The following is a 16,258-nucleotide window of genomic DNA, read 5'->3' as shown; positions in this document are numbered from 1 at the left end:
TCCGAGAGAGGCTCTTTGGCCCTGCACGCCCAGCAGTTCTTCGACGACGTCCTCGAACTGCCTTTCCACCAGTACGCCATTGTCGGCGACGTCCTGTACGCATCCTTGCAGCCGAACTCGCCGCTGCGGCTACGGATCGACTTCGCCCCCACCATCCGCCACGGCGAGTACGACGGACTTCGCCTGCGTGTCGTCCACCCCGAGCAGGGCGTCCTCGACACCGCGATCCTCCGCTTCGCAGACCACGGCACCTTCGCTCGCCGCGACACGGCTCGCGACCTCGTGCCCGGCCGAGACGGCTACGCCGTCATCCGCGACTGGCACCCCCACAGCAGCCAGCCGCCGTGGCACGGCGCGGACGGCACGGGGCTGCGTACCGCGATCGAGCAGTACGTCCACTTCTGGATCCCGGCGCCTGCCGCGTCCCGCCCGGCCGCCCGCCCTGTCGCCCAGCCCACGCCCACCTCCGGGGCTTCGCTCCGCAGCCGTTGACCGCCCTCCTCGCCACGGAGTTTTGGATGTCCCCGCTTCGCTGGCTATCCCCGCGCCCAGTGCCGGGCCGCTCCCGCTGAACAACGACCCGCGCGCCCGCCTTGCCTGTTCCCGCCTGTATCCCTTGGAGAGACCTTTCTTGCGCATCCGTTCCGCTCGCACCCTCCCAGTCGCTGTTGCCGTCGCCGCCACGGTGACCGGTTCCCTGTCCTGGGCGCCGACCGCCTCGGCCCAGAGCGCCGATCCCGCCCCGTCCGCATCCACGTCCTCGACTCCGCGCAACGCGGCCGAGCCGGAGACCGGCGGCGTGGCCATCCTGAAGAAGGACCCCGGCGGCGATGTGCTCGTCGGCGCGTCCTTCGCCCTCTTCGACTCCGCGGGCAAGGAAGCCGCCAGCGGCAAGACCGACGCCCAGGGCAAGCTCGCCTTCCGGGACCTCGCACCGGGGGTCTACCGCCTCAAGGAGGTCTCCAGCGGCAGCAACCTGCATGACACGGTCGACGACCAGGACGTTATCGTCACCCCCGACACGGACACACCGCTCACGATCGTCGACCCCTTCAAGGACGCCTCGGTGCTGCTGAAGGCCAAGGACGACAAGACCGGCAAACTCCTGGCTGGATCCACCGTCAACATCGGCAGCGGCGACAAGACCCTCCTCACACTGACCACCGGCTCCGACGGCACGGCCGCCGGCAAGCTCCCCATCAACTCCCGTACCGGCACAGACTTCTGGGTCAAGCAGGTGAAGGCACCCGCCGGCTACGACCTCTACAAGCCCTCGAAGGAGTTCAAGGCCAAGCCGGGCGATCCGGTGACGGTCACAACGACCAACGCCAAGACGGCGACCACCCCGCCGCCGACGGAGAGGCCGACCGACAAGCCCACGGACAAGCCGAGCGACGAGCCCACCCCGGGCAAGCCCGGCAAGGACCAGGACACCCCGGCCCCGTCCGAATCGGCCACCCCCACCTCTGACGAGACCGCGTCGAGCACCGCGGCGCCCGCCCCCGAGGGCTCGCTCGCACACACCGGCGCCGACGCCACTCCCTGGCTGCTCGGCGGCGCCGGCCTCCTGATCGTCGCCGGCGGAGGCGCCCTGGTCGTAGCCCGCCGACACCGTACGGGCGACGCCACCGACGGGAACTAACCACCCACAACACCGCGAAGGCCCCCGGAATCATCCGATTCCGGGGGCCTTCGCGCGCGTGCGGTGCCGACTAGGCGGCCTGTTCGACAATCAGATCCGGCACGTTGATGTAGTCGGCGGGTTCGCGTACCCGGATCGGCATGGTGAGCCCGAGCAGTGGCGCCACGTCCGCGAGCCGCGCGTAGACGATCTTGTAGGTGCGCAGTCGGTGGAACCAGGCCGTCGACATCTGGATGTCGCGCCAGGGTCCCTCCAGCTCCTCGATCGCCCAGTTCACACAAGAGGCCACCTCCTTGGCCCGCTCGGCGTCGGCCGTGAACAGCGCCTCCCACTGCGCGATGTACGGGGTGCCGTCCGGCGCCGGCCACTGCCCCGCGCCCGGGACGACGTCCCACCGGAGCCAGTCGCGGAGCACGTTCTGGACGCTGTGAAGGCCGAGATCGCCAAGGGGCTCACCCCACACGGCCGTCGCCAGGCGCAGCGCCTCGGCGATGGCGAGGGTGAGCTCGTCGGCGCTGACCACCCGCGGGCCGAATCGGTTCGGGCCGTGCCACATCGGAGGCGGATCGTGCGGGTCTGCCTCCGGCTGGGCCTCCAGCCAGGACACGATCGCCTCGGCCCAGGGCATGCACTCGGTCAGCGGGTGCTCGCCGCCGTGGGCGGCTGCGTACCGCTCCGTGTGCTCGCGCACGCAGGTAGCCAAGTCCACCGGCACGTTTGCCTCCTAGAGATCACCGGCACGACCCCCGCCCTGACCTGACAGAACGGGGGCCCGGCGATCCTCGCGGGCTACGGGGGTGAACCTGCGAGGAATCTGGCCGGAGCCTATCCAGGCTCCATGCGGCTACACCTCGGTGATCGAAGGAGATGGCCGGATCTCGATGGATTTCCGGATAGGGGGCCGGCCGAGGCGTGACGGCTCACGGCTACTCTCCTGCGGCCTCGGCGCGGGCAAGCTCCTTGAGTGCGACGCGGGCTGCGGGCGTGCCCGCCGGACTTCGCCAGAAGGCGTGACCAGCGATCCGCTGCGAAAGCTGCAGCAGGCGACGACGCTGTTCGGCCGCCCCGCCGTTGTCTTCATTCGCCAACCGTCTGTACGTGACGTACCAGGCGGTCTGCGTTTCAACGAGGTCTGAGGGGAAGGGGTGCCGAGTCATCCCACTATTAGAAATCCTGTTCGATTTCGGAGCCAAGTCCTCGGACGCCGGGCGTGGCGCATGCCGGTCAGGTGCCCCCGGACAGCGGCTTACTGTGGAAGGGCAACGATCTCTCCTGGGAGCACAACGAGTGACAGCGTCAATGGAGCGGCTCTGCGACTGGGTCGTCAACAAGGACAAAGTCTGGGTCCACGGCGACCGGATCACCGACGGCCACGTCGCCCTGGACATGCGCCTCACCCCGGGGCTCGACCCCGGCGAGGTTGCCCGGGACGGGCAGTGGGTCCTCCGCAAGGCGCAGCCCTCACGCTGGGTCTCTGAACAGCACCCCGATCTCTCCGACGTCATCCCTGCGACGGCCGACGGCTCGGACTGGAGCGAGATCACATGGTCGGCCTGGGTGACCCGCGGTCTGCGGATCGGCGCGCTGCTCGGCGGCGCGGTGGCCGTGGACCACGAGTGGCTCGCCCGGCTACAGCCCGGCTACCGGATCGAGGGGTCTCCCGGACACCGGTTCCTGCGGATTGTGACCAAGAAGACCGAGCCGTCGCTACTGACGGGCGGTGCTGCGCACCGAACGGTGGTCGGCGTCGTGATGCCCGCGTCGATCGAGGGTTCGGTTGCCGTCCTGGAAGCCATCGTGCAGGACCTCAACGTCTAGGTTGACCGGGTGAGCACGCGGCCCCAGCTTCCAGGCGATCCCTCCGACCTGTATCTGCGCATCTCCTATGACGACGAGCTCTGGGACACCCCGCAGGCGGACACGCTGGAGCGATGGAACGTGGCCGTCCTTCACCGCCGGCGTGTGCACGACGCAGGCCAGGAGGCGGCGACCACGAGCAGCTGCACCACCGCGGAGTGCCCTTCGTGCACGGTCGAGGACGCCGCTGTGGGGTCGATGACGTTCTACCGGATCCACCTCGACCGCGGACGGAACGCCTACTGGGCCATGGAGGAGCAGTCGGAGGAGCTGTACGAGACCGCTCAGGTCCTCCTCGATCCCGACACGGGCTCATTCACCAGAGAGGTCAGCGAGCTGCTGGAGTACGTCGGCTCCGCGCTGCTCGTCATGGACCGGGTCACGCTGGCCCCTGGCTGGCGTGGGCACGGCCTGGCCGCCGTACTAGGCAGCGAGGTGATCCATCGGCTCATGCCCGGCTGCCGGGCAGTTGCCTGCTCGCCCGGCGTCACCGACCTCAGCAGCCGGCGACTGTCGGCCCAGGCCGAGTGGGATCGCGTCAACGCCAAGATCGCCCAGGGGTGGGAGAGCCTCGGGTTCCGCCTCTACCGGGACAACGTCTATCTGCTCTCTCCGGCCTCGCCGGAGCTGGAGGAGCAGCGCGGGGTGCTTCGAGATCGGCTCGCGGACCTCGGTGCCTCCTGGCGCGCCGGGGCATCATGAGGAACGGCGCCGCCGCGAGGCGTTCCAGGGAAAGCTCCAGCCCCGGCGGCCGGCCGGTGCCGCGCCCGGGTCCGGCGGCGCCTTCGGCGGCGGGGCGATCCTGTCGGGCTCCAGTCCGATCTTGTCCGGGTGGACGCAGGCGGGCACGGTCTCGTCGTGGGTGTAGCGGTGCCCGTTCTCCGGATGGAACGGGCACTCCCAGGACGGCCTGTTGTAGACCAGGAACTGCGCGCGCGGGTACCGGGTGGCTGGGCAGATCCCGCAGACGGGGCGGCTCGGGTCCTCACGGCCCGGATCGATGTACGGCGGTCCGGCAGGTTCCGGGATCTCCATAACAGCCAGAGGGTAGCGGGCCCGTCTCGCCGAGTAGCCCGCGCCGAGGCCGATGGGCGCGCAGGGTGGCAGTTGTCCTTCGACAGGGAACACAGTCGCTCCCAGTCCTTGCCATCCAACCGAGTCGCCGCAGGCCAACGGGTCAGCCCGCCGTAGGTCGGAACTGTGGGCCTTTGACAGTCAATCCAGTCGTCGCAGGTCAGGGCCTTTCGACTGGACTGGGTTGGCTGTCTGTAGGGACTCAGGACCCGTGTCACCTCGTGGTGCCGTTACCTGCGGCTTCTTGCGGTATCTCCGGCGATGGCCAGTCGCCATGTCTCACGATCATGGCCTCTCTTCGTGTGCTGCTGAGGAGACCGCCCGGTGCAGGCCACTGACCTGCGGTGTCTCATGAGTGGCCACCGAGTGGCCATCGGCCGTGAGATTGGGCCAGGGAACTTGAGATCCCACACTGTCAACGGACAGCAGTTCGCCGGTGGCAGACGAGGAAGATCCCCAAAGGACTGGTGGACGTCGCAACGGCATGTCAACCTGAACGACCTTCCGGAAAATACCAGGTCAGAGAGGTGATGCTGTGGCATTGGATACGTCGCAACCCGGATTCGCCACCACGGTCTCCGCTTTGCGGCTCCGCTCCTGGAAGCTCGGTGCCGGCCAGGCGATGGACGTGATCGACCAGTTCTCGCAGGCCGATTTCACCCACATCGTCGACGACCGTGCCGACGTGCACATCAGCTCGCGCGACGGCCGGTTCTACCTCGGCTACTTCCCGAACGGCCGGCCCGGCGGCGCCGACGAGGACTGGGTGACCGGCGAGGGCTGGGTCATCGCGGTCACCGGCACCGCGGACGTCCCCGGCTACCGGATCGCCTTCTCTACGGACACGCCGGCGGAGATCGTCGCCGATGCCGCGGCCCGGATCCTGTCCACCTCCCGGCCCCTGTGACGGGCACGTCCGCCCCCTTATATATGCGCCCCGCGTACCCTGCCCCTGCTCGCGCGGATTCGTCCGCTACCTCTAGGAGAACGCCTTGGCCCCGCACTCGCCCGAGATGACCGTCGGCGACATCATCGACGCCCTGTCCGCCTTCGACCGTGACACACCCGCCCGCCTCGCCATCAACCCCTTCTTCCCCATGGCCCACCGCCTGGGCGGCGTGGAGAAGTCGGTGGACGAGCACGGTCGGCCGACGGTCTACATCGCCGAGTCGCCGGAGGCCGAGCAGTTCGGCCCCCTGCCGCCCGCCGTGGCCGTCGCCCTGGCCTGGCAGGGTCCGGTCGAGGCACCCCCGCGCCGCCGACGCGGCGTCACCCGGCCGAACGACGGCCACTGACCCACCCTCGAACTGACGGAGGCGCCCCTGCACCCGCACCACCCCATCGATCCCTTCCACACCGTCTCGCCGGACCCGACGTATTGGGTCACCCCGCGCCACCTGGCCGGCGATGACGGCGTCCTCGCCGAGCGGATCGGCGACACCCTGACCGACCTCGGCTGGCGCATGTGGCCGACCTCCCGCAACGCCCTGCTGTACGTGAGCCCCGACGGCCTGCGCGGCGCCGAGTGGATCCTCGCCACCTACCCCTTCGAGCTGGGTGGCCTACCGGTCGCCTGGCAGATGTCGGCCCGACCGCACCCCGCCTCGGCCCTGACCGAGTGGAACGCGTACTTCACGGCTGGCATACCGCACGAGGCGCTCACCGATTTCCTGCTCGCGCTCGACGCGAGCGAGACCCCCGACGTCGGGCTCGAGAACGCCGAGGCGGTACTGACCGCGCTTGGCGCCCGGGGCTGGCTGCGGGACATGGACCGCCCGCATACGACCGCCACCGACCCGGGCTTCTCCACGAACGTCTCGCTGGAGATGCTGCCGCCGCTCATCCACGACGCCGACCCCCGCGATGACCTCCTCGGGTGGCAGGCGTGGGCGGAGCCCGTAATCGGGGCGCCGTACTTGTGGTGTGCGAGTTTCAGCGCGAGCGCACCGCACGAGCTGGTCGCGGCCTTCGCTTCCTCGCTCGCCGCACCCGGCCCGGTGCCGCGTCGCATGCTGCCCGTGGGCGCGGAGGACCGTCTCACCGTCGTCCGTCGTGGCTGACGGCTGCCAGTAGCCGCTGACCGAGGCGGGTGATCGACGGAGGGTGCCCCTTCTCCCAGGCCCGGTGGTTCCGCGCTCTTTACTAGAGCGGAACCACCGGGCCTTCGGCGCACAGGCATCCGAGCATGGGACGGCACCCTGGAACCAAGATCAAGACCGTACGTAGGATCGCCTGCGTGGCTGTCAAAGTGATCGGCAAAGGACCCTTGCGCGGCTACCTCCTGGAGGAGGTGCTGGCCTGGCTGTTGCGTTCCAGTGGTTTCGAGGTCCTCACGGCCGCCGACGACCAGGACAAGGAGCCGTGGAAGGTCCTGAAGGAGGACAAGAACGGTCTGCTGGTTCGCGGACGCGGTGCCTGGCACCAGGTCGACGCGCTCGGACAGTTCCGGTACGTCCCGCCGTTCTCCCTGCCGGTCCGCTTGTTCGTCGAGGCAAAGTACCTGACCACAGCCCCTGTCGGTTTGCCCACCGTCCGCAATGGCCACGGTGTGATCCACGACGTGAACGAGGGCGAGACCACCACACTCTCTGCTCCGGGAACGGGCCGGCCTCGGACGCGATACCGCTACAGCTACGCGATCTTCTCCACGTCCGGCTTCAGCCCGGAGGCGCAGGATTACGCGCTGGCTCACCAGATATCCCTGATCGATCTCTCCGCACCGGACTTCGACGTGCTGCGGAATCTCGTCAAGCACACGGCCGACACGATCCACGCCGTGCTTGAAGCGACTCCGGCGGCTGAGCGGCCGAAGGTGCGCGAGATACGGACGTACCTTCGTGGCCCGCTGCTGGAAATGGACCCGGGGGACGTGGAACTGCCCGATGCGATTCGCGGCCCCCTCGATTACCTCGCGCAGGCCCTGTACAGCCGGTCACAGTTGGGCCTTGTTCTGGCCTTTCCTGCCGCGCCGTTCGTCCTGGGCCTGGCCTCGGACGACCTTTACGGCTTCGTGGAATACGCTCGCGCGCACCCCACGCATGCGGTGCGCCTGCGACGCATCAACCAGGCAGCGTCACACCCTGTTTGGGAACTGCGCTCCGCGGAACACCCCGACGCCTATGCGTTGCGGTTCGGCCTGCCCGAGCGGGTGGAGAAGTGGATCGTCGCGCAGGACGAAGGAATGCCCGCGCGAACCCGGTACGTCAAGCGCAGCATGCTGTCGACCATGACCCTGTACTGGATGCACGGGGAGCACGCGCAGACCTTCCAACTCCGCTACGAGCCAGGCGAACTCCGTCTCGACGGCTGATGTCCGCCTACGACAGAACCCCGGTGTCTGGGCCTGTCGGGTGGACAGGCCCGGACACCGGGGCAGATGGAGGAGCGGATCAGCGTGCGGTGAGTGCCTTGGCGAGTGCCTTGTCCAGGTGAGTGTCCACGAGGCCCGGCGCGCCGGAGACGATGACCAGGATGTTGCCGGTGCGGATCGCCGTCTGCTTGACGACGCTGCGCTGCCCGCCGGCGGAGAAGGTGAGCAGCTGGCTCCACTGCTCGTCGCCGAGGTCCGGCGCGGTCGACTTTTCGGTGCCCATGTCGATGACAGTGCTGCCCGACGTCACCTGGTAGGCGGGGCAGGAGAGCATCGCGTCGAAGACCTTCGACATGCCCCTGGACAGCTTTGCGGCGTTGTCGCTGTACAGCTCCTCGCTGACCTCGGAGCTGGTGCTGGCGGTGTAGGCGAAGGACGCCTTCGCCTTGTGGGCGAAGTCGAGACCGGAGCCGGTGGCCGTGTCGCCGCCGAGCTTCTCCAGCGCCGGGCAGCCGTTCTGTGGGGGGCCCGCGAGTGCGGTGGACTGTTGCACTGGGCGGGCTGCGGAGCTGAGTTGAACAGGTACTCCTGCCGTGTCGTGCACGTTGTGGATGTCGTTGTGGACGCAGGCGCGACTGGGGAGAGAGCACGTGCAAGCGTTCAAAGTCCGTATGCCTTCGGGTGATTGCTACTGGACTGTGCTGGATGGGCGGATGCAGGTGATGCCCGCTGCCGACGGGTTCCTGCGGTACGTACGGTTCAGTCAGGATCGAGCCGAGTCGACGACGGAGGCGTACGCGAGGTCCATCGTCCTGTTCCTTCGCTGGTGTGCCCTGCTGGGCCTGGACTGGCGCTCGGCCGCGGGACATCTGGGGGCGTTCATGCTGTGGCTGCGCCACGCTCCCGCCTCCGCGACGGCGGGCTGGGTTTCGCCTGGTCCGGGTGCCAAACCGGTCCGTGGACCGCGCCGCATCAACCGCATCCTGATCGCGGTCCGTGGCCTGCTTGTGTTCGCCGCAGGCGCCGGCGACGTTCCGTCCTCCGTGGTCTCGCAGATCTACGAGATCGCCGACACCCGTGATCTGCCGCCCGAGGCCGCCGGCTCCGACAGCGGATTGCACTACCGGCTGCGCGCCCGCCACCGGGTCAAGGAACCGCAGTCCAACGTGGACCGCGCGTCCGACGAAGAGGCGGTCGGCATGCTGCGGGCCTGCGCCTCGGCCCGCGATCTGTTCCTGATCATCGTCATGGCCCGGGCCGGTCTGCGGCGAAGCCAGACCGTGGGTCTGCACCGCGAGGACCTTCACTTCCTCGTCGATTCCGGCGCTCTGGGCTGCGACTTCCCCGGCCCGCACCTGCACGTCGTGCGTCGCCGGAACATCAATGGCGCCTGGTCGAAGTCCCGGGACTCCCACATCGTTCCCGTCGACCGTCTTGTCGTCCAGGCCCACGACCAGTACGTCTTCGAGCGCAGAGCCCTGATCGGCGATGATCTGAGCGACTTCGTCTTCGTGAATCTCTTCCGGGAACCGGTCGGTTCCCCGATGCGGCCGGACGCGATCAACGATCTGACCACCGCTCTGTCGAAGCGGGCCGGGCTGAGCCGTGTGATCAAACCGCATATGTTGCGGCACTGTTTTGGCAGCAACGTGGCTGATGCCGGTGGTGAGTTGGATGTGATCCAGGCTCTGCTCGGTCACCGCTCGCCCTTTTCGGCGAAGCCGTATCTCCACCCCAGCCGGCAGCGGCTGCGCGATGCCGTCGAGCGGGTCGGCAGCCCGCGGCTCACGACGGGGGCCACGCGATGACCCTGGCCGCGTTGCACTCGGCGCCCGCGGAGGCGGACGACCCGGCAGCGTTCCTCTGGCGGTTGGTTCCGAGCGAATTCCTTGCCGAGATCGGCTGGGACGCTCAGCGTCAGGTGCTGGCGATGCCGATGGACCATCCGCTGCTGGGCTGGACTCCTTGCAAGACGGCCGACTGCGGCTCGCCGACCCGAGCCCGCACCAGCCTGTGTCAGTCCTGCGAGCATTCGTTGGCCGCGAGCGGACAGGACCAGGACGCCTTCCTCGCCGCCCACAAGAGGAACCGCCGCTTCGGCGTCGATCGTTGCGCGGCCGGATGCCCGCGCCCTTGGAAGTCCAGCCGTGTTCCGCTCTGCGAAGCTCACCTGCACCAGCAGCGGTTCATCCACAAGGTGTCCGTCGAGGAGTTCCTCGCCAGGCCCACGGTCGCTCCGCTGCCCGGGTTCGGACAATGCAAGGTCCTTGCCTGCGACCGTTTCCGGGCCGGCAGGCAGCACGGGTTCTGCAAGGCCCATCGCGCCCGATGGCGCCAGGACCTGCGAGCCGACTCCAGCCTGGATGAAGAGACCTGGTGCCGTCTGCAGTCCCCGGTCCCCGTGCTCAACAACATCACCTTGCGGGGCCTGTCTCCGCTGGCCAGCGCCCAGATCGTCCACGGCGTCTATGAACGCTGTCGTCAGGGCCTCAAGACCCCTCTCAACGAGCTGAGACCTCTGGTCAACGAGCTCCGGAGACAGCAGTCGGCCTCCGTTGACGATCTCAACACCGAGCGGGGACAACGGGCCCGCTGCCTGCTCGAATCCTTCCAACGAGTCCACCGCCGGGCGATGTCCTCGCCGGCCAGTGAGTTCCTCAAGGACACCTGGGACCTGCACGTGTTCGGCCACTCGGGATGGCTCCGCTTCGGACAGATCACCCAGCCATGGCTTCGGCAGGCCGCCAAGCGCTGGGCCGTCGACGATCTGCCCCGCCGTCGCGGCAGCGTCGGCGCCACCGTCCAGTGCCACATCGCCTACATGGCCAAGCTCTCCGAGAGCCTGCGCCTGCAGAATGCCGCGCAGGGCCTGGACATCGTCACCCTCGGCCGTGACGACATCGTGCAGTTCACCAACCGGCTCGCCTACCTGGAATCCCGCAACGACCTCACCGCCCGCCTGCGGCGAGAGACCTGCCGCCATGTCCGGCGCATGCTCACCCGCATGCGGGTCCTCGGGCTGACCCGAGCCGGAGAACCCCTGGAAGGGCTGGCACCCGACTTCGCCCTGCGGGAAGAAGACATCCCCCGCGAAGCCGAGCGCGGCGACGAACCCGGCCGAGCCCTGCCCCTGGAAGTCGTGCGCATTCTCTGCGACGCCCTCCCGCTCCTGGGCTCGATGGCGTCGCGCGACTTCCGCGTCGCCATTGAGCTCCTCATCGACACCGGCCGCCGTCCCGACGAGATCTGCCAGCTGGCCTGGGACTGCCTCCGCCAGGACAAGGAAGGCGGGTGGGTGCTGATCTACGACAACATCAAGGAACAGCGGCTGGGTCGCGAGCTGCCCATCACCGCGGCAACCGCCAAAATCATCCAGGAACAGCAGCAGGCCGCCCGCGAGCGCTTCCCGAACACCGCCGCCCAGCAGCTGAAGCTGCTGGCCCGTACGCTGCGCAACCACTTCGGCCTGCACGGCCTCAGCAACGAGACCCTCACGACCAAGCACCGCGACTGGGTCGACATCCTGCCCCCGCTGATCATGTCCAACGGCCGTGAATTCCCCAAGCAGGACGTCATCCCCTACTCGCACCGCCATACCTATGCCCAACGGCACGCGGACGCCGGCGTCCCCATCGACGTCCTGAGCGAGCTCATGGACCACGACTCTCTCCGAGTCACACAGACCTACTACCGAGTCGGCGAAGCCCGGCGCAGAGCCGCCGTCGACCAGGTGGCCCGTCACCAGCTGGACCGTCACGGAGCCCCGGTCTGGCGAGAAGTCGAGACCTTGATCGACGGGCAACGGGCCCGCTACGCCCGCCACGCGATCGGCAAGGTCGCCGTCCCCTTCGGCGGCTGCACCGAGCCCAGCAACGTCCAGGCAGGCGGCGGAGCTTGCCCGTTCCGCTGGCAGTGCGGCGGCTGCGACCACTTCCGCACCGACCCCTCCTACCTGCCCGAGCTGAAGGCATACCTCGACGACCTCCGACGCACCAAGGAACGCGTGCTGTCCGCCACCGGCCTTGACGAATGGGCCAGAGAGAAGGCCATCCCCTCCGAGCAGGAGATCGAGCGGATCAAGAACCTCATCAGCCGGGCCGAGGATCACCTCGACCACCTCTCGGAAGCCGAGCGGAGCGAACTGGAGGAAGCGATCGCACTCGTTCGCCGCGGGCGCCGGGCCGTCCCCCTGGGCATGCCACAGGTTCGCCCGCCCACCTCCGATCTCCGACTGGAGCGACCATGAGCACGCAGACGCACGGGATCATCCAGGCCCGCCGGGCCGACACCAGCCGCCGCCGGGACAGGGTCCTCAAGGCTCTGGACGCGGCCACCAAGGACAGGGAAGAGATCAGCGTCTCCGCCATCGCCCGCCGGGCCGGCGTCGATCGGACCTTCCTCTATCGGCACCGCGACCTCCTCAACATGATCCACATCCAGGCCGCGGAACCACCGCCCACCACAGGCGAGACCGTCAGCCGACCCTCACTGCTTGCCGACCTCGCGAACGCGCAGGACCGCAACACCCGCCTGGCCAAGGAGAACCAGCAGCTACGTGGCCGCCTCTCCGCCGCACTAGGCGAAGAGATCTGGCGCGAAGCCGGACTTGGGGCACCCCCGGACGTCGAGGCCCTGACCCGCCGCATCACCAAGCTGGAACAAGAAGCCGTCGAACTCCACCGACGACTCCAAGAGAGCGAGGAGGACCTCGAAGCGGCCCGCTCGGTCAACCGCGAATACATGGCCCGACTCAACGCCAGCTCGTCCGAGTGACATCGCTTGCACCACAGGTGTTGCACTCTCTACCTTGCTAGCAAGAGCCATCTGAACTGCGAAAACTACGACGTCCTCACGGCCGAGACCCGCAGAACCCCCACAGAACATCCGATCACGGTCATGTCGTCGTTGTGGCGAGGGGTCTCGGGCTTGCGGGTGTAGCCCTCGCCCAGGTCGCTCTCGTTCAGCAGCCGCTGGTTCAGCTGTGTCGACGACAGCGGCACGGACGCCGAGGGCGTGCTGCTGTCCCGGTGCCCGGGGGCGGAGGAGTCGGCGGACTCGGCATGGCTGGCGCAGCCGGTCAGGGCGAGAACGGTGCAGACGGCACTGAGGCCGAGGAGGGCCGTGGTGGAACGGCGCATACGGAAACCCCTTTGGTGATGCGAGACGGAAGGTCTGACCGGGTCGGCCCTCCGGGTGCCGACGAACGCAGGGGTGAGGGAAGGGGTTTCGCGTTTTCAGTGGCCGAGGTGGCGCAGGCCGTCTTCGAGGGTGGGGTGGAAGTGGTCGACCGGACCGGAGTTGCGGTTGTACCAGGCGGTGTCCAGCCGGGTCTCCTGCGTCTCGTGGCCGGCCTCGCAGCGCAGCCACACCGAGTCGTCGCGCATGTTGAAGACGATCCAGTTCCGGTACGCACCGCAGTGGCACGCGTGGACTTCGCCGTCGATGACGAGCGGCAGGTCCCAGCGCATCATGAAGCCCGACACGTCCTGGCGGCACGGCGCCCGGAATTCCGGCGGCAGGAAGTCGGGGACCACGGTGGTGTCGGTCGGCGCGGCAGGGGGCGGCGCAGAGACCGGGACGGGAGCCTCCGGCCACTCGGTGTGCATGGCCAGCAGCGCTTGGCCGGCGCGCTGGGCTTCACGGAATTCTCGGTCCGCACGGTTACCTCGGAACATGCCGTCTCCATCTCTGTCGTCTCGCCTGCACGAGGAGAGTGCCGCACGTCCCTGACCTGCTGCAACTCTAAGAATGTTGAATTCAGCGGGACTTGGCGGAGCGCTCCTTTCGGTTCGCCGGACGCTTCGCGGGACCGCGGGTGGCGGTGGGCGCAGTGGTGGTGTGCTCGGGCGCGCCGGACGGGTCTGCGGGCAGGTCGGCCATGCGCCGCAGCCGCCACACGAGGACGTCGCTGATCGACTCCGCGGTGTCCAGCTCCCGTCGCTCGGCGGCCTCGGCCAGGAGCGCGGCCGGGTCGTGCCCGGCGCGCTCGACGTCGGCGAGGGTGGCGGCCAGGGCGTACCAGCCCGGCTCGGCGAGGACCTGCTCGGCCAGCTCCGGCACCGCCTGGCGAAGGTAGGCGGTCTGCTTGCGCCGCAGGGGCTGGGACAGGTTCCGGCCACGCTGGTGCATGGGCCCCAGGTACATCGGTGCGGCGGTCTGGTAGGCGGCGCGCAGATGCTCGGCGGCCTGGCGGGCGGCAGCGGCCTGCTGGGCGTGCTCCTTCTTCCCGTGCCAGTGGGCGGCGGCGAGGACGAAGAAGATGGCCATGTCGATCAACATGGCGGTGGTGGCGCCGGCCTCCCCGCGGCCAAGCGCGGGCCCGCCGTGGACGAGGTCTCGGGCAGCCTGTCGCAGGGCCCGGTCGTGGCCGCGCTCGGCCCGGATGTGGGAGCGGGAGGCCCGCTCGAACGCCCAGGCCGCTTCTCGAAGTTCACGACGGGTGTGTGCGGCCGAGGTCTTGGCGAGCGCGTCGAGCACCTCACCGTACGCGGCGATCACCGCGGAAATCTGTCCGTCGTCGCCTTGGTCGATGATGAGTACGGCCTGCCAGGACGCCGACGTCGCCTGGCGGCGAGCGGTCGAGGGAGTGACGCGCGGCGAGTCAGCCGAACGATCCGGGTCGGGATCGCGGCCGGCGGCATCGCCGGACCACCGCTCACGGATACGGGGCAGGGAGAGGTCGGGGGCGAGTTTCGAGCCGGGATAGAACACGGGCTCGCCGTCCTTGTTGAGGTCGTCGGTGAGCGCGACCTTGTAGCCGAGGAGGTCACCGGAGGGCGCGACGCGCGTCTCGACCAGGACGCCGGCAGCGGTCAGGCGGTCGAAGAACTCCCCTTCGCTCCGCACCCCGGCGACGGCGCGGCGCACCGTCTCGCGCAGCTCCTCACGAGCAGTCCGCTCCCGGCCTTGGCGTTCGGCCTTGTGGCGCTCGGCACTGGTGGGCCTCTTCGCAGCGGTGCCGTCCCCAGGATTGACTCGCTGCAGGCCGTATTCGACCTCAAGGAGACGGGCCTCGGCCTGGGCGCGTTTGCCGGAGCGGTGGTGGTTGGGACGGCGGCCGTCCTCGCGTACGAGCGTGGCGATGATGTGGATGTGGTCATCGGCGTGGCGAACGGCCGCCCAGCGGCAGCCCGCACCGTCGCCCGGATCGATACCGGTTGCGGCCACCATGCGGCGCGCGATCTGCCCCCACTCCTCGTCGGACAGGATGCGGTCCTCGGCGGCGTTTCGTACGGACAGATGCCACACGTGCTTCTCGGGGCATTGCTCGGGGTCGAGGAGCTGCAAGGGCTGGTCGAGGAGTTGCTGGAGGTCCCGCTTCGTCGCGCCCGGGTCACGGCCGGGGTCGGGGGCCATGCCGTCGAACGAGGCGACGAGGTGGGGGTCGATGTGCTCCTCGCGAGTGCCCTTGCCGTAGAGGTAGTTGAGCAGAAAGAGGGTCTCGCTGCCCTGCTTGTGGACCTGGGGGATCAAGCGGCCTCGCCTGCTTGGCGGTTGGCCACCCTGTCCGCGGCAGCCTGGACCGACTTGGCCGCGCGCTGAATGTCGGCGATGACTGCCGCCAGGTGTGGAACCTCGCCACCGGTGTTGAGGGCCTTGGCGACCTGGTTGAGGTTGCTGCCGGCCCAGCCGAGCTGCCGGCGTGCGGCGAACAGCTCAGTGAGCACATCGCGTTCGGTGGCGATGGCCACGGCGGTGCGCGACTGATCGCGGGACATGGCCAGGCCGGAGTACGCGAGGAAGCCCGCCGTGCTCATGCCGACGGCGTCTGCACCCCCTTGGATGAGAGCGTGCTCGGTTTCGTTGAGGCGGACGCTGTGGGCGCGGCGCTGCTTCTTGTCGCGCGGGCGCGACTTCCCCTTGGCCCGCCCCGAACGGGTGGGCCTTGGCTGCGATCCGCCCTCGGTCGCAGCTTTCCCGTCCGGCGCCCCCTGGCGCTGGCCGGGCCCCGCCACCCTTGGGGCGGGGACTGGTTCGGACACTCCCCCCGCGGGGGAGTGTCCGAACCTCCATCTTGCTTGCGCTGAGGTCGAGTTGGCTTCCGGCTCATCGGGCGTGGGAGCCGGGTTTGTTGTCGGGTTCGTCACCGGGCGTGGTTCCTCGTGGTGCGGATGCGGTGCTGGATCTCGGCGGCCAGGTCGACCATGGCGGTCGCGTCGGCCAGGACGCGGACGGGCGCGTCGCGGTGGTGCTGGACGAGCCACTGGCCGGTGGGGGCCAGTACGGCGGCGTGCAGCAGCTGGTGACGCACGAGCACGTCCGCCCAGGCACCGGCCTCGGCGGTCGACGGGATGTGCGTACGCGGGTGGCGGGTAGGAATGGCGATCCCTTCGTGGCAGGAGCGGTGGCCCGACCGGAGCCGGGCCACCATGGAT

The 16,258-nt window shown here is 69.0% G+C and carries 18 protein-coding genes and 1 pseudogene; 11 read left to right on the top strand and 8 right to left on the bottom strand.

Features of this window, described 5'->3' with window-relative positions; genetic code table 11:
- The first annotated feature begins 15 nt into the window (after window positions 1–15).
- Together ACIHIX_RS18655 and ACIHIX_RS18650 are read left to right on the top strand one after the other, a co-directional pair.
- Window positions 16–492 carry a hypothetical protein gene (locus ACIHIX_RS18655; RefSeq protein ID WP_399956923.1) on the top strand — a complete coding sequence of 159 codons (477 nt, stop codon included), beginning with the start codon at window positions 16–18 and terminating at the stop codon, window positions 490–492.
- 139 nt (window positions 493–631) lie between these two features.
- Window positions 632–1,642, top strand: a complete 1,011-nt coding sequence (locus ACIHIX_RS18650) for a SpaA isopeptide-forming pilin-related protein (protein WP_399956920.1) — start codon at window positions 632–634, stop codon at window positions 1,640–1,642.
- A 70-nt stretch (window positions 1,643–1,712) separates the two neighbouring features.
- Here the strand turns inward: ACIHIX_RS18650 and ACIHIX_RS18645 are convergent, their stop codons facing one another.
- On the bottom strand, window positions 1,713–2,333 hold the full coding sequence (locus tag ACIHIX_RS18645) for a hypothetical protein (RefSeq protein WP_399956918.1): 621 nt from the start codon (window positions 2,331–2,333) through the stop codon (window positions 1,713–1,715).
- Window positions 2,334–2,929: 596 nt separating this feature from the next.
- Here ACIHIX_RS18645 and ACIHIX_RS18640 point away from each other — a divergent pair.
- Both ACIHIX_RS18640 and ACIHIX_RS18635 read left to right on the top strand, forming a co-directional pair.
- Complete coding sequence (locus tag ACIHIX_RS18640; protein WP_399956915.1) at window positions 2,930–3,460, top strand: hypothetical protein; 531 nt, start codon at window positions 2,930–2,932, stop codon at window positions 3,458–3,460.
- Between the two features lie 9 nt (window positions 3,461–3,469).
- Window positions 3,470–4,201 (top strand): hypothetical protein, encoded by a 732-nt coding sequence (locus ACIHIX_RS18635; RefSeq protein WP_399956912.1) that lies wholly within the window; start codon window positions 3,470–3,472, stop codon window positions 4,199–4,201.
- On the opposite strand, the gene ACIHIX_RS18630 is transcribed toward ACIHIX_RS18635, so the two are convergent.
- Complete coding sequence (locus ACIHIX_RS18630) at window positions 4,196–4,534, bottom strand: hypothetical protein (RefSeq protein ID WP_399956909.1); 339 nt, start codon at window positions 4,532–4,534, stop codon at window positions 4,196–4,198. The genes ACIHIX_RS18635 and ACIHIX_RS18630 overlap by 6 nt on opposite strands.
- A gap of 574 nt (window positions 4,535–5,108) precedes the next feature.
- Here ACIHIX_RS18630 and ACIHIX_RS18625 point away from each other — a divergent pair.
- The 4 genes from ACIHIX_RS18625 to ACIHIX_RS18610 all read left to right on the top strand — a co-directional run bounded on the left by ACIHIX_RS18625 (window position 5,109) and on the right by ACIHIX_RS18610 (window position 7,883).
- Window positions 5,109–5,480, top strand: a complete 372-nt coding sequence (locus ACIHIX_RS18625; protein ID WP_399956906.1) for a DUF317 domain-containing protein — start codon at window positions 5,109–5,111, stop codon at window positions 5,478–5,480.
- 106 nt (window positions 5,481–5,586) lie between these two features.
- Complete coding sequence (locus ACIHIX_RS18620) at window positions 5,587–5,868, top strand: hypothetical protein (protein ID WP_399957329.1); 282 nt, start codon at window positions 5,587–5,589, stop codon at window positions 5,866–5,868.
- Between the two features lie 45 nt (window positions 5,869–5,913).
- Window positions 5,914–6,633, top strand: a complete 720-nt coding sequence (locus tag ACIHIX_RS18615) for a DUF317 domain-containing protein (RefSeq protein ID WP_399957326.1) — start codon at window positions 5,914–5,916, stop codon at window positions 6,631–6,633.
- A gap of 176 nt (window positions 6,634–6,809) precedes the next feature.
- A complete protein-coding gene (locus tag ACIHIX_RS18610; protein ID WP_399956904.1) occupies window positions 6,810–7,883 on the top strand; it encodes a hypothetical protein in 1,074 nt (357 codons plus the stop codon).
- 79 nt (window positions 7,884–7,962) lie between these two features.
- Here ACIHIX_RS18610 and ACIHIX_RS18605 read toward each other — a convergent pair.
- Window positions 7,963–8,397: pseudogene (locus ACIHIX_RS18605) on the bottom strand (hypothetical protein); the annotation flags it as partial.
- Between the two features lie 208 nt (window positions 8,398–8,605).
- On the opposite strand from ACIHIX_RS18605, the gene ACIHIX_RS18600 reads away from it, so the two are divergent.
- Genes ACIHIX_RS18600 through ACIHIX_RS18590 form a run of 3 tightly spaced genes read left to right on the top strand, consistent with a single transcriptional unit; the run spans window position 8,606 to window position 12,656 of the window.
- Window positions 8,606–9,691, top strand: coding sequence for a tyrosine-type recombinase/integrase (locus ACIHIX_RS18600; protein WP_399956901.1), 1,086 nt, complete (start codon window positions 8,606–8,608; stop codon window positions 9,689–9,691).
- Complete coding sequence (locus ACIHIX_RS18595) at window positions 9,688–12,129, top strand: tyrosine-type recombinase/integrase (protein WP_399956898.1); 2,442 nt, start codon at window positions 9,688–9,690, stop codon at window positions 12,127–12,129. The genes ACIHIX_RS18600 and ACIHIX_RS18595 overlap by 4 nt, the downstream gene beginning before the upstream one ends.
- Window positions 12,126–12,656, top strand: a complete 531-nt coding sequence (locus ACIHIX_RS18590) for a DUF6262 family protein (protein ID WP_399956895.1) — start codon at window positions 12,126–12,128, stop codon at window positions 12,654–12,656. The genes ACIHIX_RS18595 and ACIHIX_RS18590 overlap by 4 nt, the downstream gene beginning before the upstream one ends.
- 65 nt (window positions 12,657–12,721) lie before the next feature.
- On the opposite strand, the gene ACIHIX_RS18585 is transcribed toward ACIHIX_RS18590, so the two are convergent.
- The 5 genes from ACIHIX_RS18585 to ACIHIX_RS18565 all read right to left on the bottom strand — a co-directional run bounded on the left by ACIHIX_RS18585 (window position 12,722) and on the right by ACIHIX_RS18565 (window position 16,254).
- Window positions 12,722–13,021, bottom strand: a complete 300-nt coding sequence (locus ACIHIX_RS18585) for a hypothetical protein (RefSeq protein ID WP_399956892.1) — start codon at window positions 13,019–13,021, stop codon at window positions 12,722–12,724.
- A gap of 96 nt (window positions 13,022–13,117) precedes the next feature.
- A complete protein-coding gene (locus tag ACIHIX_RS18580) occupies window positions 13,118–13,558 on the bottom strand; it encodes a hypothetical protein (protein WP_399956889.1) in 441 nt (146 codons plus the stop codon).
- 82 nt (window positions 13,559–13,640) lie between these two features.
- On the bottom strand, window positions 13,641–15,356 hold the full coding sequence (locus tag ACIHIX_RS18575; protein ID WP_399956886.1) for a relaxase/mobilization nuclease domain-containing protein: 1,716 nt from the start codon (window positions 15,354–15,356) through the stop codon (window positions 13,641–13,643).
- A complete protein-coding gene (locus ACIHIX_RS18570) occupies window positions 15,353–15,640 on the bottom strand; it encodes a plasmid mobilization relaxosome protein MobC (protein ID WP_126272042.1) in 288 nt (95 codons plus the stop codon). Before ACIHIX_RS18570 ends, ACIHIX_RS18575 begins: the two co-directional genes overlap by 4 nt.
- 326 nt (window positions 15,641–15,966) lie before the next feature.
- On the bottom strand, window positions 15,967–16,254 hold the full coding sequence (locus ACIHIX_RS18565; protein WP_399956883.1) for a hypothetical protein: 288 nt from the start codon (window positions 16,252–16,254) through the stop codon (window positions 15,967–15,969).
- Window positions 16,255–16,258: the final 4 nt, after the last annotated feature.

Source organism: Streptomyces sp. NPDC051913, assembly GCF_044593635.1.
Lineage (GTDB): Bacteria > Actinomycetota > Actinomycetes > Streptomycetales > Streptomycetaceae > Streptomyces.
The sequence above is the reverse complement of the archived record's forward strand: the minus strand, read 5'-3'. Positions and strand labels throughout refer to the sequence as shown.

Coding starts and splice junctions, on each gene's coding strand:
- ACIHIX_RS18630 (WP_399956909.1), bottom strand. CDS start 4,534: ATGGAGATCCCGGAACCTGCCGGACCGCCGTACATCGATCCGGGCCGT.
- ACIHIX_RS18620 (WP_399957329.1), top strand. CDS start 5,587: ATGACCGTCGGCGACATCATCGACGCCCTGTCCGCCTTCGACCGTGAC.
- ACIHIX_RS18600 (WP_399956901.1), top strand. CDS start 8,606: ATGCCCGCTGCCGACGGGTTCCTGCGGTACGTACGGTTCAGTCAGGAT.
- ACIHIX_RS18595 (WP_399956898.1), top strand. CDS start 9,688: ATGACCCTGGCCGCGTTGCACTCGGCGCCCGCGGAGGCGGACGACCCG.
- ACIHIX_RS18590 (WP_399956895.1), top strand. CDS start 12,126: ATGAGCACGCAGACGCACGGGATCATCCAGGCCCGCCGGGCCGACACC.
- ACIHIX_RS18585 (WP_399956892.1), bottom strand. CDS start 13,021: ATGCGCCGTTCCACCACGGCCCTCCTCGGCCTCAGTGCCGTCTGCACC.
- ACIHIX_RS18580 (WP_399956889.1), bottom strand. CDS start 13,558: ATGTTCCGAGGTAACCGTGCGGACCGAGAATTCCGTGAAGCCCAGCGC.
- ACIHIX_RS18570 (WP_126272042.1), bottom strand. CDS start 15,640: ATGAGCACGGCGGGCTTCCTCGCGTACTCCGGCCTGGCCATGTCCCGC.
- ACIHIX_RS18565 (WP_399956883.1), bottom strand. CDS start 16,254: ATGGTGGCCCGGCTCCGGTCGGGCCACCGCTCCTGCCACGAAGGGATC.